Origin of the sequence: Conyzicola lurida (assembly GCF_014204935.1) — a bacterium.
In the GTDB taxonomy this organism is placed as follows: domain Bacteria; phylum Actinomycetota; class Actinomycetes; order Actinomycetales; family Microbacteriaceae; genus Conyzicola; species Conyzicola lurida.
This window is the reverse complement of sequence record NZ_JACHMJ010000001.1, coordinates 1,404,220-1,418,549: the sequence shown is the minus strand read 5'-3', so window position 1 is coordinate 1,418,549 and position 14,330 is coordinate 1,404,220. Positions and strand designations below refer to the sequence as shown.

The 14,330-nt window shown below is 70.5% G+C and carries 16 protein-coding genes; 7 read left to right on the top strand and 9 right to left on the bottom strand.

Annotation, left to right across the window (positions count from 1 at the left end; translation table 11 throughout):
• Positions 1-40 precede the first annotated feature (40 nt).
• Positions 41-481, top strand: a complete 441-nt coding sequence (locus tag HD599_RS17940; RefSeq protein WP_184235092.1) for a hypothetical protein — start codon at positions 41-43, stop codon at positions 479-481.
• Between the two features lie 10 nt (positions 482-491).
• On the opposite strand, the gene HD599_RS06845 is transcribed toward HD599_RS17940, so the two are convergent.
• Positions 492-1,055, bottom strand: a complete 564-nt coding sequence (locus tag HD599_RS06845; protein ID WP_184235089.1) for a dihydrofolate reductase family protein — start codon at positions 1,053-1,055, stop codon at positions 492-494.
• Positions 1,056-1,136: 81 nt separating this feature from the next.
• Complete coding sequence (locus HD599_RS06840) at positions 1,137-1,808, bottom strand: histidine phosphatase family protein (protein ID WP_184235086.1); 672 nt, start codon at positions 1,806-1,808, stop codon at positions 1,137-1,139.
• 92 nt (positions 1,809-1,900) lie between these two features.
• Here HD599_RS06840 and HD599_RS06835 point away from each other — a divergent pair, with 92 nt between their 5' ends.
• Genes HD599_RS06835 through HD599_RS06825 form a run of 3 tightly spaced genes read left to right on the top strand, consistent with a single transcriptional unit; the run spans position 1,901 to position 6,304 of the window.
• Positions 1,901-3,055, top strand: a complete 1,155-nt coding sequence (locus HD599_RS06835; protein ID WP_184235083.1) for an exonuclease SbcCD subunit D — start codon at positions 1,901-1,903, stop codon at positions 3,053-3,055.
• The gene (locus HD599_RS18310) at positions 3,052-5,976 is read left to right on the top strand and encodes an AAA family ATPase (RefSeq protein WP_184235080.1); all 2,925 of its coding nucleotides are present in this window, start codon (positions 3,052-3,054) and stop codon (positions 5,974-5,976) included. The genes HD599_RS06835 and HD599_RS18310 overlap by 4 nt, the downstream gene beginning before the upstream one ends.
• A gap of 37 nt (positions 5,977-6,013) precedes the next feature.
• The gene (locus HD599_RS06825) at positions 6,014-6,304 is read left to right on the top strand and encodes a hypothetical protein (protein ID WP_184235077.1); all 291 of its coding nucleotides are present in this window, start codon (positions 6,014-6,016) and stop codon (positions 6,302-6,304) included.
• Positions 6,305-6,307: 3 nt separating this feature from the next.
• On the opposite strand, the gene HD599_RS06820 is transcribed toward HD599_RS06825, so the two are convergent.
• Positions 6,308-6,502, bottom strand: coding sequence for a hypothetical protein (locus tag HD599_RS06820; RefSeq protein WP_184235074.1), 195 nt, complete (start codon positions 6,500-6,502; stop codon positions 6,308-6,310).
• A gap of 133 nt (positions 6,503-6,635) precedes the next feature.
• On the opposite strand from HD599_RS06820, the gene HD599_RS06815 reads away from it, so the two are divergent.
• Positions 6,636-7,064: a hypothetical protein gene (locus HD599_RS06815; RefSeq protein ID WP_184235071.1), complete on the top strand. Its 429-nt coding sequence runs from the start codon at positions 6,636-6,638 to the stop codon at positions 7,062-7,064.
• On the opposite strand, the gene HD599_RS06810 is transcribed toward HD599_RS06815, so the two are convergent.
• The 5 genes from HD599_RS06810 to HD599_RS06790 form a co-directional block, all read right to left on the bottom strand.
• The gene (locus HD599_RS06810; RefSeq protein WP_184235068.1) at positions 7,061-7,543 is read right to left on the bottom strand and encodes a glutathione peroxidase; all 483 of its coding nucleotides are present in this window, start codon (positions 7,541-7,543) and stop codon (positions 7,061-7,063) included. The two genes, HD599_RS06815 and HD599_RS06810, sit on opposite strands and share 4 nt — an antisense overlap.
• Positions 7,544-7,578: 35 nt before the next feature.
• Positions 7,579-8,196 carry a PepSY domain-containing protein gene (locus HD599_RS06805; protein ID WP_184235065.1) on the bottom strand — a complete coding sequence of 206 codons (618 nt, stop codon included), beginning with the start codon at positions 8,194-8,196 and terminating at the stop codon, positions 7,579-7,581.
• 106 nt (positions 8,197-8,302) lie between these two features.
• On the bottom strand, positions 8,303-9,613 hold the full coding sequence (locus HD599_RS18305) for an ATP-binding protein (protein ID WP_184235062.1): 1,311 nt from the start codon (positions 9,611-9,613) through the stop codon (positions 8,303-8,305).
• Positions 9,606-10,283, bottom strand: coding sequence for a response regulator transcription factor (locus HD599_RS06795; protein WP_184235059.1), 678 nt, complete (start codon positions 10,281-10,283; stop codon positions 9,606-9,608). Before HD599_RS06795 ends, HD599_RS18305 begins: the two co-directional genes overlap by 8 nt.
• A 65-nt stretch (positions 10,284-10,348) precedes the next feature.
• The gene (locus HD599_RS06790; RefSeq protein ID WP_184235056.1) at positions 10,349-12,451 is read right to left on the bottom strand and encodes a RecQ family ATP-dependent DNA helicase; all 2,103 of its coding nucleotides are present in this window, start codon (positions 12,449-12,451) and stop codon (positions 10,349-10,351) included.
• Between the two features lie 100 nt (positions 12,452-12,551).
• Between HD599_RS06790 and HD599_RS06785 the strand changes: the two genes are divergently transcribed.
• Positions 12,552-13,481 carry a J domain-containing protein gene (locus HD599_RS06785; RefSeq protein WP_184235053.1) on the top strand — a complete coding sequence of 310 codons (930 nt, stop codon included), beginning with the start codon at positions 12,552-12,554 and terminating at the stop codon, positions 13,479-13,481.
• 32 nt (positions 13,482-13,513) lie between these two features.
• On the opposite strand, the gene HD599_RS06780 is transcribed toward HD599_RS06785, so the two are convergent.
• Positions 13,514-13,789, bottom strand: a complete 276-nt coding sequence (locus tag HD599_RS06780; RefSeq protein ID WP_184235050.1) for an acylphosphatase — start codon at positions 13,787-13,789, stop codon at positions 13,514-13,516.
• A 163-nt stretch (positions 13,790-13,952) separates the two neighbouring features.
• On the opposite strand from HD599_RS06780, the gene HD599_RS06775 reads away from it, so the two are divergent.
• Positions 13,953-14,327 (top strand): PH domain-containing protein, encoded by a 375-nt coding sequence (locus tag HD599_RS06775; RefSeq protein WP_184235047.1) that lies wholly within the window; start codon positions 13,953-13,955, stop codon positions 14,325-14,327.
• Positions 14,328-14,330 lie beyond the last annotated feature (3 nt).

Genomic DNA, 14,330 nt, shown 5'->3' with positions numbered 1-14,330 from the left:
GGGCGATGTCCGGCGCGACTCCAGTTCGTAGGGTCGAGTCATGCGCTCCGCCCGTGTCCTGGCTCTCCTGCTCCTTACCGTCGTCGCGCTCTCGGGGTGCGCCCGGATCTTCGCTGGACTCAACGGCGCAGAAGTGCTGCGCGAGGAGACCTGGACCCGCTCCGACGGTGCAGCCTGCACCACCCGCTGGACTCTCGTCGTCATCAACAGCCTCGATACCGAGGAGGGCCCGATCGAGAACGTGCGCGAAGCATTCGGCACCGCCGAACCGACCGCGGACGAGGTCGATGCGGCTCGCGACCTGCTGGCCACAGAGTTCCGCGACGAGTTCGGCGACCCCGACGCCGACGACCGCCTGCGGTTCGAGACCTACGCTCTGGCCACCGCCCTCCAGTTCTCAGCGCTCGACCAACTCGCGGACGAAGGTATTAGTGGGGGCCTCGACGTCTACGAGCTCGGGTACACGGTGGAATGCGACTGAGCACGGCCCGCTAGCGACGCACGCGGTAGCGCAGATAGACGAGTCCCGACGCGAACGTGTGCGAGTCGACGAGCTCGAGATCGACGCGACGCTCCTCGTGCGCGAAGAAGGGGAGTCCGCCGCCGACGAGCACGGGAGCGAACCGCACGCGGTACTCGTCGATCAGGTCGAGGGCGGCGGCTTCCGCCGCGAGAGTCGCACCGCCGATCGCGATCTCCCCGTCGCCCGGTTCGGCTCGCAAGCGCTCGATCTCCTCGGCCAGACCGCCGGTGGCGAGGCGGGCCTCGCCGCGCACCTCGGTCAGCGTCGTAGAGAAGACCACCTTCGGCAGCGGCTTCCAGTACGAGTTCCACTCCCGCATCACCGGGTCGAGCTCGGGGTCCTCGTCGGCAGACTCCCAGTACAGCATGTCGTCGTAGAGCTTCCGCCCGAGCAGGTGGACGCCGACATCCCGGATCTCGTCGACGACGTGGTGTGAGAACTCGTCGTCGAGGGGAATCCAGTCGAAGGTGCCGTCGGGACCGACGACGTAGCCGTCGAGCGAGACGCCCATTGTGTAGGTGACGAGATGCATGGAGGACCTCCGCTTCCGTGAGGCCGATGGTAGGGGCGGCGGGGAGCGAGCGGAAGCCCTTCGACAGGCTGAGCGCCGTGGTTACCGGGTCGCCTCGTCGAGGGTCTCACCGGTCGGGTCGTCGGCCGCGGCATCCACGAGGTCTGAACCGCCGACAGGCGTGCTCTCCCACTCGATCAGTCGCCAGCCCTCGTCGAAAGAGCCCTCGAGAATGACGATGCCGGTGTTCATCAGGTCCCGTTCGCCCACGAATTCGCGCGGAACGTTGCCGACCGTGCCCGCGACCCAGACGCGGATCGCAGCACCGTGGCTGACCACGACCGCGGTCTCGGCGCCGGAATCGACGATCTCCGCGATGTCGGCGTTGTAGCGTCCGAAGAAGTTGTGGCCGTCGGTGCCTCCCGGCATCTCGGCGTCGAGGTCACCCGCGCCCCAGGCGAACGCGGTCTCCATGTAGCGGATGACCGAAGCGCGGTCGCTCTTGCCCTCGAGGTCGCCGGCCTCGATCTCGTGGATGCCGCCGAGGATCGTGACCGCGAGGCCGAGGTCGGCGGCGAGCGGCGCGATGGTCAGCTGGGTGCGCAGCAGGGTCGATGCGAACAGGGCGTCGATTCTCTCGTCGCGGATCGCCTCGGGGATACGCGCGGCCTGCTCGAAGCCGAGTTCGGTGAGGCCGGGGCCCGGGTGGGCGGTGTCGAGTTGTCCGAGGACGTTGGCGGGAGTCTGACCGTGGCGAATGAGGATGAGGCGCATGATGCCTCCAGCCTAGGCGGGTCTTCTCCTCCACAGGCCGCCCCGCCGGGGAGGTGTCCGGCCACGTCGGCGGTCGCGGGTAGCGTGCAAGCATGAAGATCCTGCACACCTCCGACTGGCACATCGGGCGCACCTTCCACGGGCACTCGACCCTCGAACACCTGCGTCAGGTGTTCGCCGCACTCGTCGAGCTGGTGCGCGAGAACGACGTCGACGTCGTGGTGGTCGCGGGCGACGTCTTCGACTCGTCGATGCCCTCGGCCGAGTGCTTCTCGGTGCTGTCGGGTGTACTCCGCGACATCCGTGCCGCCGGCGCCGCCGTGGTGATGACGAGCGGCAACCACGACTCTGCCACGCGCCTCGGATTCCAGTCCGAGTGGGCCGGCCTCGCCGGCATCCACATCTTCACCCGTCACGACCAGTACCTCGAGCCGGTCACGATCGACGACGAATACGGGCCCGTCGACTTCTACGGGATCCCGTACCTCGAGCCCTCGATGCTGCGCCACCACCACCCCGAGGCCGAGCTGCGCACGCACGAGCAGGCCCTGACCTTCGCGATGACGGCGGTGCGGGCGGATGCCGCGGCCCGCGAATCGCGGTCGGTCGTCGTCTCGCACTGCTTCGCCTCGGGCGTCGCGGCTCAGGAGGAAGCCAGCGACGTGGAGCGCGACATCACCTCGGGCGGACTGAACCTCGTGCCGGCGAGCGTGTTCGACGGGCCGGACTACGTGGCGCTCGGCCACATCCACGGACGCAGCACGATCTCCGACCGGGTGCGCTACTCGGGCGCGCCGCTGCACTACTCGTTCGGCGAGGCGGGCAAACCGCGCGGCGGGTGGCTGGTCGAGCTCGACGCGGGCGGCCTCGATACGGTCGGCTGGCTCGACCTGCCGATTCCCCGGCGGCTGTCGGTGCTCACCGGCGAGCTCGACGACCTGCTCGGCTCCGACGCTTTCGCGGGGTTCGAGGACGACTGGGTCGCTGCCGTCATCACCGACCAGGTGCGGCCGATGGACGCCATGCGCCGCCTGCAAGACCGGTTCCCGCACTGCGCCACCCTCGAGTTCCGTCCCAGCGTCACGGCCGAGACCAGCGCGGCGACCTACGGCGAACGCATCGCCGGGCGCAGTGACACCGAGATCGTCGCCGACTTCCTCACCCACGTGCGCAACGGCGTGGGGCCGACCGAGTACGAGACCGCCCTCGTCGCGAGCGTGCTGACCGAACAGCAGGTGTCCTCGTGAGAATCACCAAGCTCACCCTCGCCGGGTTCGGCCCGTACAAGAACCAGCAGGTCGTCGACTTCGCCCGGTTCGACGAGGCCGGGTTGTTCCTCATCACCGGCAAGACCGGCGCCGGCAAGTCGAGCATCCTCGACGCCATCTGTTTCGCGCTCTACGGCAGCGTGCCGCGCTACGACGGCACGCAGGCCCAGCTGCGCAGCGACCACTGCGAGGTCGACGACCCGACCTATGTCGAGCTGGAGTTCACCGTCGGCGGCGTCGCCTACTCCGTGCACCGCACGCCCGAGTACCTGCGCGCCAAGAAGAGCGGCACCGGCACGACCAAGCAGGCCCACGACGCGTCGCTCAGCCGCGCGGGCGAGGTGATCGCGGCGAAGCCCGTCGACGTCGCGCACGAGCTCGCCGACATCGTCGCACTCACCAAAGACCAGTTCCTGCAGGTGGTGCTGCTCGCGCAGAACCGTTTCCAGCAGTTCCTGCTCGCGCGCAACGACGACCGACAGGCGGTGCTGCGCACCCTGTTCGGCTCGCAGCGCTTCCTCTCGCTCGAGACCGCGCTCGACGACCGTCGCAAACTGCTCCAGACCGAACTCGCCGAGGCCGACGCGGTACTGCGGCAGCACGCGGTCGAGGCCGCGCGCCTGCTCGAGCTCGACGAGGTCCCCGCGGTGACCGATGCCGCTTGGTTCGAGTCCGGGTACGCGTCGCTCGCGGGGGAGCGCTCGTTCGCGAAGGTGATCTCGGGCTCCGCCGACGTCGCCTTCACCGCCGCCGACATCGACTACCAGGGGGTGCTCGCCGTCGTCGCGCTCCAGGAGCGTCGCGGCGTCGCGCTCGAGACAATCGCCGACCTCGAGGGTTCCGCCGTGACCGTCGCCGGGCACCGCGCCGTCGTCGCAGCCGCCCGACGGGCCGCTCCGGTCTGGCCGCTCATCGGGGAACTCGACAAGGCGACGGCCGCGCTCGAGAGCGCTGCCGCCCGGCACGAGGCGGCGCGTGCCGCGTTCGGGTCCGATGCCGATCCGCTCGCCGAGGTCGACGCGCTCACCGCGACGATCGGCGCCCTCGCCGACGTTCTCGCCGACGAGAAGCAGCTGCCGTCCGTCGCCGCCGACATCGACCGCCTCGCGGTCGCGCTCGACCTCGACGAAACCGCACTGGCCGCGTCGGTCGAGCGTCGCGACGCGCTGCCCGCCGAGATCGACGCCGTCGGTGTGCAGATCACCGAGACAGCGGTGCGCGCCGCCCGCGTCACCGAGGCCACCGAGCAGGTCGCCCGCATCCGCGAGGCCCGCGATTCGGAACAGTCCGCGCTCGACCTCGACGTGCGCCTCGAGCTCGCCCGCGTCGCCGAGAAGGAGACGAGCGCCGCCCACACCGCAGCCGGCGCCGCGCTCGACGCGCTGTACGAGCGCCGTCTCGGCGGGTTCGCGGCAGAACTCGCGACGACACTCACGCCGGGCGAACCCTGCGCGGTCTGCGGTTCGCTCGAGCATCCCGCCCCGGCCAGCCACGACGGCACACCGGTCACGGCGGACGACATCGAGGCTGCCCGGCAGACGGTCGCCGAACGACGCAGTGCGATGGATGTCGCGCACGACCTCGCCGGCACGATCGCCGCCTCGCTGGCCGAGGCCCGCGGTCGCACACAGGGTAAGACCCTCGACGATCTCGACGCCGAACTGCGGACCGCGCAGGAGTCGCTCACGGCGGCCACCGACGCCGCCCGTGAGCTCGCGGAGCGGGAAGCGGACCGAGACCGGCTGCGCGCCGAACTGGCCTCCGCCGACGACCGGGTCGCCGCGCTCCGCTCCGGACGCGACGCCACCGTCAAGCTGCTCACCGAGGCGACGAGCCGGCGCGACGGGATCAGCGCGCGCGTCGACGCCAGCCGTGGCGATGCGGAGAGCGTCACCGCGCGTGTGCGCCAGCTCTCCGACCGGCTCACGGTCGCCCGGGCGGCAGTCGACGCTGCAGCCACCGCGGTGACGCGCGCCGAGGCGCAGGCCCGGGCCGAGGCGGCATTGGTCGCCCAGCTCCGCGAGAACGACTTCGCCGACGTCGAGGAGGCGCGGTCGGCACGGCGTCCCGCGTCGGAGATCGCGACGCTCGAGGCCGAGATCCGCCGGCACGACGAGGCGCGCGCCACGGCGTCCGCGACCCTCGCCGAGCCCGGCATCGCCGACGCCCCCGAAGCTCCGGTCGACGCCGAACCGGCGCGGCTCGCCCGCGTCGCGGCCCTCGCCGCGCGCGACGACGCACGCGCCGCGCAGGCCGCGCTGTCCGAGCGGGTCGACCGCCTCGGCGACCTCGTCGACGAGGCCGCCGTGTACCGCGAGTCCACCCGCACGCGGCGCCTCGAGTTCGAGCAGCTCCGCGAGCTCGCCAGCGTCGTCCGCGGCGACGAGCCCAACACCCGACGCATGCGCCTCGAGACATTCGTGCTCGCCGCGCAGCTCGAGGAGATCGTCGCGGCGGCGAACACCCGCCTACGAACGATGAGCGCCGGGCGCTACTCGCTCGAGCACGACGACGCGCTGCAATACCGCAATACGAAGTCGGGGCTCGGCCTCGCAATCCGTGACGAGCACACCGGCCGCACCCGGCCGACGCACTCGCTCTCCGGCGGCGAGACCTTCCTCGCCTCGCTCGCGCTGGCCCTCGGTCTCGCCGAGGTCGTCACCAACCAGACCGGCGGCATCACGCTCGACACGCTCTTCATCGACGAGGGCTTCGGGTCGCTCGACTCCGAAACGCTCGACATCGCCATGAGCACCCTCGACGGGCTACGCGAGGGTGGCCGCACGATCGGCCTGATCAGCCACGTCGAGGCGATGAAGGAGCAGATCCCGGCCAAGCTGCGCATCACGGTGTCGCCGCGCGGCGACAGCTCGGTGGAGGAGAGCTTCGAGCTCGCGTAACCGCGGCCGGACGCGCTGCAGCGGTTATCGTGGGGGAGTGCCCGACTACCGCGTGACGCTGTCCATCGGAGCGCTACGCCCCGGTGTCGCGCCGGACACGGTTCTGCCGACGGCGTCGGCCGCGGCATCCGAACTCTCAATGGTCGAGGCCTCGGACCTGGCCATCGTCGCCGGGGAGGCGCGCATCCGGGTGCGGTTCGAGGCCGAGGACGGCGAACTGGCGACGCAGATCGCCGACCACGTCGCCGCCGTCACGCAGTCGGTGGCGGAGGTCGCGCGGTACTCCGTGACCGAGCGCGTCAAGGGACGCTGGTTTTCGGTCCGCTGACGACTACTCGGACTCGCTGCCGCGGCCCCGGTCGAGTTCCTCGAGGTCTTCCTCGTCGTAGTCGACCACGTCGTCGTCGGCGACGTAGTCGGAGTCCGTGCGGCTGGCGAGTTCCGTCAACTCCTCGCCGCTGATCAGATCGTCCTCGCTGAACGGGTCGTTGTTCGACGGCAGCCCGATCGGGTAGATATCGCTCATGGTCTTTCCCCTCGACGTAGACGGCAGGTGCAACCAGTGTGAACCGCGTGCGCGGCGATGTCCACAGGGCAGATCTGTCCACAGAAGACGGGTTCGCGTTCCGTCGCATCGGCCGAAGCGGGACGCTGGGCACATGGATCCCATCGACCGGCATATCGCAGATCTCGAGCCCCTCACCACCGACGAGCTGATCGAGCAGCGGGTGTCGTCGTTAGTCGGCCGCGCGGTCAACCGGCAGGTCTGGCTGCTGTTCCTGCACGCCGACGCGGTGCAATCGCCGCTCGTGATGCCGATCTCGGACCTGCCCGCCACGCCCACGGCCGACGATCTGGACAACTGGTCCTACTTCATCACCGAGACCACCGAGGCAGCGGGCGCCACGAGCCTGATCGTGGTGATCGAACGGTTCGCGGGCACACGCCTCAACGACAACGACCGCGCCTGGGCGCGGTTCGTGAGCGACGGATGCCGCCAGGCCGGAGTGCCGCTCCGGGCGGTGGCGCTCAGCCACCGCCGCGGAGTGCGACTGGTCTCCGACGGGGAGTACCGGGGAGGAGGTTAGATCGGCAGCGAGGTCTCGATCAGCGAGATGATCTCGGGGGCATCCGGTTCGGTCCGCGGGCGGAACCGGTGGATGCTGCCGGCGGGGGTGATCAGGAACTTCTCGAAGTTCCAGCTCACCTTGCCCGCCTTGCCCTCGGAGTCGGGCGTCTTGGTCAGCTCCGCGTAGAGCGGGTGCTGCTGCTTGCCGTTGACACGGATCTTCTCGAACATCGGGAAGGTCACGCCCCAGGTCGCCGAACAGTACTCCGCGATCTTCTCTTCGGTGCCGAGTTCCTGCAGGAACTGGTTGCTCGGGAATCCGAGCACGGTGAAGCCGCGTTCTCCGTAGGTCTTCTGCAACGCCTCGAGCTTCTCGTACTGCGGCGCGAGGCCGCAGCGGGAGGCGACGTTGACGACGAGGATGACCTTGTCGTCGAAATCCGCGAGGCTGGTCTGCTCGCCTCGGATGGTGGTGAGGGGGATGTCCGCGATCGTCATGCTTCTGACCCTACGCCCTGTTACCCCCGCGGTGCCTAGCGCTGGTCGTCGTCGACGCGCACGACGGTGAAGTCGGCGTCGAGCTCGACGTCGACGTCGGTGCCGTCGGCGTTCGTGATCTCGACCTCCCAGGCGTGGTCGGCATCGTCGCTACGGTCGAGGTCGGTCACGGTGCCCGAGCCGATCTCGGCCAGCGCGGCCTGCTCGGCGCTCGCACGGTCGGCGTCGCTGATCGGGGCGTTGTCGTCGACCGCGCCGTTCGTCACGCCGTTCGTCGCGTCGTTCGTCGCGCCGTCGCTCGGGGCGGCGGTGTTCGACTCGCTCGAGCCGGAGCCGGTCGAGGTACCCGGCACCACGCCGTCGACCCGCACGACGTCGAAGTCCTCGTCGAGCTCGACGTCCACGTCGTCGCCGTTGTCGAGGCGCACCTCGACCGTGTACGCGTGGTCGAGGTCGTCGGAGCGCTCGGCCTCCGACACGGTTCCTTCTCCAACCTCGGCGAGGGCTGCCTCGGTGGCGCTGGTGAGCGCGGATCCGGTGAGGCGGTCGTTGTCCTGGTCGAAGGGATCGGTGGCCGCGACGGCGACGCCGGCACCTCCGATGACGAGAACGGCTGCTGCGCCTGCGACGATCCAGATGGTCTTCTTGTTCACGGTGTTCTCCTTGATTCTCTCGGCCCGTTCGGACCTGGAATCAGTGTGCGCGAGGGGCACTGAAGCGAACCTGAAGCCGGCTGAAGGGGTTTTCAGCTAGCCGGTTCTAGACGGGGATACGCACTTCGACGCGGGCGCCGCCCAGCGGACTCTGCGATGCAGCGACGCGTCCGCCGTGGGCGACGGCGATCTCCCGGACGATCGAGAGCCCGAGCCCGCTGCCGCCGCTCTCCCGTCCACGGGCGTCGTCGAGGCGCACGAAGCGGTCGAACACGCGCTCGCGCTGGTCGGCCGGAATGCCGTCGCCGTCGTCGTCCACCGTGAGCACGATGCCGTCGGCGGTCTCGGTCAGCGAGATCCCGACGGTCGTATGCGCGTGGCGGGCGGCGTTGTCGACCAGGTTGCGCACCAGCCCCGCGAGCAGCGGGGCGTCGCCGGAGATCCGAGCAGGGCCGACCCCCGAGGCGTCGACGGTCAGGGTCGTCGACGCGCGCAGCCGCTTCGCCTCGGCGAGCACGAGGTCGTCGAGGTCGACGGCGCGCGGCACCACGACGAGCCCGTGCTCGTCGGAGCGCGCGAGCGTCAGCATCCCGTCGACGAGACGCTCCAGCCGGGCGCCCTCGTCGAGGATCGCGTCGGACAGCTCGCCCGCCGTCACCCGGTCGGGGTGCGCCTGTGCGACCTCGGCGAACTGCCGCAGCGACGCGAGGGGCGACCGCAGCTCGTGCGAGGCGTCCGAGATGAACCGCTTCTGGGCGGACTGCGACTCGTCGAGCCGGTCGAGCATGCTGTTCAGGGTGACGGCGAGGCGGCCGATCTCGTCGGCGCTGCCGGGCTCGGCGAGCCTCCTGTCGAGCCGGCTCGCCGACACGTCGTCGACCTCCCGGCGCATACGCTCGACCGGGCGCAGGGCGCGGCCGACGACGATCCAGGTCGTGAGCGCGACGAGCAGAGCCACGACCGGCACGGCCGCGACCAGCAGGGTGGTCACCGTGCCGAGGGTCTCCGTCACGTCGTCGACGTTCTGCCCGACCACCACGACGCCGTCGTCGTAGTCTTCGCCGACGAGCAGGTACGCGTCGCCCTCGACCGTCACGGTGTTGTTGCGGTCGTAGTCGTCCTCGGCGATCGCGCCGAGCCGTTCGGCGTCCTCGCTCGCGGCGGTGACCTGGCCGTCGTCGTTCTGCACCTGGAAGAAGCGGTCGTCGACGTCTCCGTCGAGCGCGGCTCCGCTGTCGAGCGCGGCGGCGAGCGACGACGCGTAGGTCTCGGCGGAGGCGGTGGCGCCGTCGAGCAGGGAGATCCGCAGCACCGAGGCGAACAGCACGGCCCCCACGACGAGCGCGGCAGCCACCACCGCCGTCGCGACGAGGGTGATCCGCACCCGGAGCGAGATGCTGCGCCGCCGCTCAGCCACCGTTGCTCGCCAACCGGTAGCCGGAACCCCGCAGCGTCTCGATCGCGTCGCGGTCGAACGGGCGGTCGACTTTGTTGCGCAGGTGGCGCACGTACACCTCGACGATGTTGGGATCGCCCTCGAAGTCGGAGTCCCAGACGTTGTCGAGCACTTCGCGCTTCGACACCACCTCGCCCTTGCGGCGCATCAGGTATTCGAGCACCGAGAACTCGCGGGCGGTGAGGTCGATCGGCTCGTCGCCGCGCCAGACGCTCTTCGACGCGGGGTCGAGCCGCACGTCGCCGGCCTCGAGAACGCTCGGCCGGTCGGACGAGCGCCGCCGCAGCAGCGCGCGCACCCGGGCGAGCAGCACCGCGTACGAGAAGGGTTTGGTCAGGTAGTCGTCGGCACCAGTGTCGAGCGCCTCGACCTGGTCCCACTCGCCGTCCTTGGCGGTCAGCATCAGGATCGGCGTCCAGTTGCGCTCGGCGCGGAGCGTCTCGCAGATGCGGTAGCCGCTGATGCCGGGCAGCATGATGTCGAGCACGATCACGGAGTACTCGTTCTCGCGGGCGTACCAGAGCCCGTCGGTGCCGTTCGCAGCCACGTCGACGGCGAACCCCTCGGCCTCGAACCCGCGGCGCAGTCCCTCGGCGAGGCGGGTTTCGTCTTCGACTACCAGTACGCGCATGTCCCCATTGTGGTTCACGGCAACTGAAGCGGGGCTGAAGCGCGCGCCCCGCCGTGCAGCGCCCGCTACCCGCGCAGCGCGAGCACGAACGGCAGCACGGCGGAGGCGCCGGCCTGCCGCAGCGCGCGGCCCGCGACAGTGATCGTCCAACGGCTGTCGACGAGGTCGTCGACCAGCAGCACGGGCTGGCCCTGCGGCACGTCGAGCGACTCGGTGCCGAATTTCTCCCAGACGCTCGCGAGCCGGTAGGCGCTGTTGCCGCCTGCCTCGCCGCTCGGGCCTCCGCCGTGCGTGGAGAGTTCGCCGAGATAGGTCAGCCGGCCGGCGGTGCTGAGTCCTCGGGCGATCGATTCGACGAGCAGTGGATGCCGCTTCGACGGCACACTCGCGACGGCGACGGGGCGATCGGCCCAGCCCCAGTCGGCGAGGACCCGGACACACGCGGCGATCATCGCGGGGGAGGCGGGCGCGTCGACGGCGCCGGGCGCGAAGGCATCGCGCAGCGTGCCGCCCCAGCCGAGGTCGGTGAGACGGGCGAGGGCGCGGCCCGGTTCGTTGCGGTCGCCGACGGCGATATTGCCCTTGACCGGCACGCCGAGGTTCGCCATGCCGTTGGGCCACTGGGCGCGCGGTTCGACGGCCACTCCGACGCGCTCGAGCGACTGCGCGGCGGCGGCCGCGGCATCCGTCTCGATGCCGGTGGGGTACCAGGCGCCGGCGCAGTTGTCGCAGCGGCCGCAGGGCACGGCGGTGTCGTCGTCGAGGGCGCGCTGCAGGAACTCCATGCGGCATCCGGTTTCGTCGCCCGGCAGGACCTCGTAGTCGAGCATCGACTGCTGCTCGTTCTCGCGCGCGGCGGCGATGCGCCCGTAGCGCTCGGCGTCGTAGACCCACGGTTCGCCGGTCGCGATCCAGCCGCCCTGCACCTTGCGCACGGCACCGTCGACGTCGAGCACCTTGAGCAGCAGCTCGAGCGGTGTGCGGCGGAGGTCGACCCGCGCCTCGAGCGCTGGGGTGGAGAGCGGGTCGGGGCCGAGCTCGGCGATCACCGCGAGGGCCTTCGCCTGGTTGGGCATCGACGCCGTGGCGAAGTAGTTCCAGATCGCGGCATCCTCGCTGCCAGGCAGCAGCAGCACGTCGGCATTGTCGGTGGCACGTCCGGCGCGGCCGACCTGCTGGTAGTAGGCGACGGGGGACGAGGGCGCTCCGAGGTGGAGGACAAAACCGAGGTCGGGCTTGTCGAACCCCATGCCGAGCGCGCTCGTGGCGACGAGGGCCTTCAGGTCGTTGGCCTTGAGCCGTCCCTCGAGCTGCTCGCGTTCGACCGTGTCGGTGCGGCCGGTGTAGGCGTGCACTTCGTGCCCGGCTTCGCGCAGCAGGCGCGCGGTGTCCTCGGCGGCGGAGACGGTGAGGGCGTAGATGATGCCGCTGCCCGGCAGCTCGGAGAGGTGGCTGAGCAGCCAGGCCAGTCGCGCCTGCGCGTTCGGCAGCCGCAGCACGCCGAGGCGCAGCGAGGCGCGGGCGAGCGGGCCGCGGATGGTGAGGACGTCGGTGGTATGCCCGGCCAGCTGCTCGGCGACGTCGGCGACCACGCGGCTGTTGGCGGTCGCGGTGGTGGCGAGCACCGGGATGCCGTCGGGCAGCTCGGCGATGAGGTCGCGCAGCCGGCGGTAGTCGGGACGGAAGTCGTGGCCCCAGTCGGAGATGCAGTGCGCCTCGTCGACCACGAGCAGGCCGGCCCGCGCGACGAGGGCGGGCAACTGCTCGTCGCGGAAGCCGGGGTTGTTCAGCCGCTCGGGCGAGACGAGCAGCACGTCGACCTCGTCGTCGCGCAGTTTCTGCTGCACCTCGGCCCACTCGTGCGCGTTCGACGAGTTGATCGACACGGCGCGCACGCCGGCGCGGGCGGCGGCCGCCACCTGGTCGCGCATCAGGGCGAGCAGAGGCGAAACGAGGATGGTCGGACCGGCGCCGCGCTGCCGCAGCAACAGGGTCGCGACGAAGTAGACCGCCGACTTGCCCCATCCGGTGCGCTGCACCACGAGGGCGCGGCGACGGTCGTCGACGAGGGCCGAGATCGCCTCGAACTGGCCCTCGTGGAAGTCGGCGTCCTCGCGACCGACGAGGGTGCGGAGGACGGCAAGGGCGGATTCTCGGGTGTCAGTCACCGCTACAGCCTGACAGGTGCCACCGACGCACGAAGCCGGTTCGCAGTTTCTGTTAGGTATTCTCGGGAGTCCACACTCCACCGGATCCGAAAGCGAACGGATGGCCGACAGCCCGATCTCCGCGACACCCTACGAGGTGCTCGGCGTGAGCTCCACCGCGACCCACGACGAGCTCCGGCGCGCCTACCGCAAGCTCGCCCGCGAGACCCATCCCGACACGGGCGGCAACGCCGCGCGATTCGTCGCGGTCCAGCTCGCCTGGGAACGCATCGGCACCCCCGAGGACCGTGCCGCGTACGACCGCGGCCGGCCGACGACGCGCGCCTACGACGAACCGCACGAGTCCTGGGCAGCCCCGAGCGGTCGCGCGCCCGCCCAGGACACCCGCCCGCCGGCCCGCGCCTACGGTCACCCCGGCGGCTGGCGTCGTGAACGCTTCCTCGGCCTGATGCGCGAGTGGGTCGGACTCGGCGCACCGCTGCCCGACCCGTACGACCCCGCGCTCGTGCGCAGTGCCCCGCGCGAGATCCGCCACCTGCTCGCCGACGCCCTCGCCGAAGAAGCGACCGCCCGCACCATCTCGGCGCTCGGCATCGCGTACACGGTCTGGCACGACGTCTCCACCGGGTACCCCGACGAGAAGATCGACCACGTCGTGCTCGGCGCGAGCGGCCTCTTCGCTGTGCTCTCCGAAGACTTCGGCGGCCAGGTGCGCGTCAAGGGCGGCGAGCTCATCGGCGAGGCCGTGGGCGGCGAACGTCCCGTCAACGACCTCGGTCACCGCGTGAAAGCGCTGCAGCGCGGCCTGCGCCTCAAGTTCACCGGCCTCGTCATCGTCGTGCCCGACGACGACCTCGCCGAGCCGATCATCGACCTGGGCAAGGTGCGCGGCGCCTCGGCCGCGGTCGTGCGCCACTCCTACCTGCCCGCGCTGTTGCGCGAGGGCCTGCCCGGCTCCGCGCTCAGCGGCGGCAACGAGGTCTTCGACGTACGCACCCGGTTGCTCGCCGGCATCCGGTTCGTCGAGTAGACGGTTCGTCGAGTAGACGGTTCGTCGGGCAGCTAGGCCACCTCGAACCCGGCCGAGCCCGTGGGTTCGAGCTCGCCGACCTCGACCCCGGCGACGGCGGCACTCGGGGGACCGGTGCGCAGCCACGCGACGAAGGCGTCGACCGCGGCGGGTTCTCCCTCGGCTTCGACCTGCACCGCGCCATCCACCCGGTTTCTGGCGTAGCCGGTCACCCCGAGGCGCTGGGCCTCGAGCCGGGCGCTCCAGCGGAAGCCCACGCCCTGCACACTGCCGGTCACGACGGCCCTGCGGCGAATTCGGTCGGTCATCCCGCCACGCTAGACGGTCAGGCGCATGACGAGAAGCAGAAACGTCGAGAAGACCGCCGGACAGCAGCCCTGAACTGGGGGAGCGGCAAGGGTGGCTAACACTGCTACCCTCGGGTGACCTTTCCACCGCAGGGAGGGCCCGGCTTCCCACGCAAGGACACTCATGATCGACTTCCAGGCCGACACGGTCTTCAACCTCGGGCCCGCCGACGCGGAGGACGCCGCCAAACTCCTCGAACCGATGCTCATCGACGACGAGCACGTCTTCGCCGCCTTCAAGAGCGTGCGCGACCAGGTCATCTTCACCAACCGCCGCCTCATCGCGATCAACGTCAAGGGCGTGACCGGCACGAGCAAGGACTTCACGTCGCTGCCCTACAGCAAGATCCAGGCCTTCTCGGTCGAGACCGCCGGCCTTCTGGACTTCGACTCCGAGATGATCCTCTGGTTCGCGGGCCTCGGCCAGGTCACCTTCCAGTTCACATCCCGCTTCGACATCAAGGGGTTCAACAAGCTGATCGGCAAGTACGTCCTGTAGACC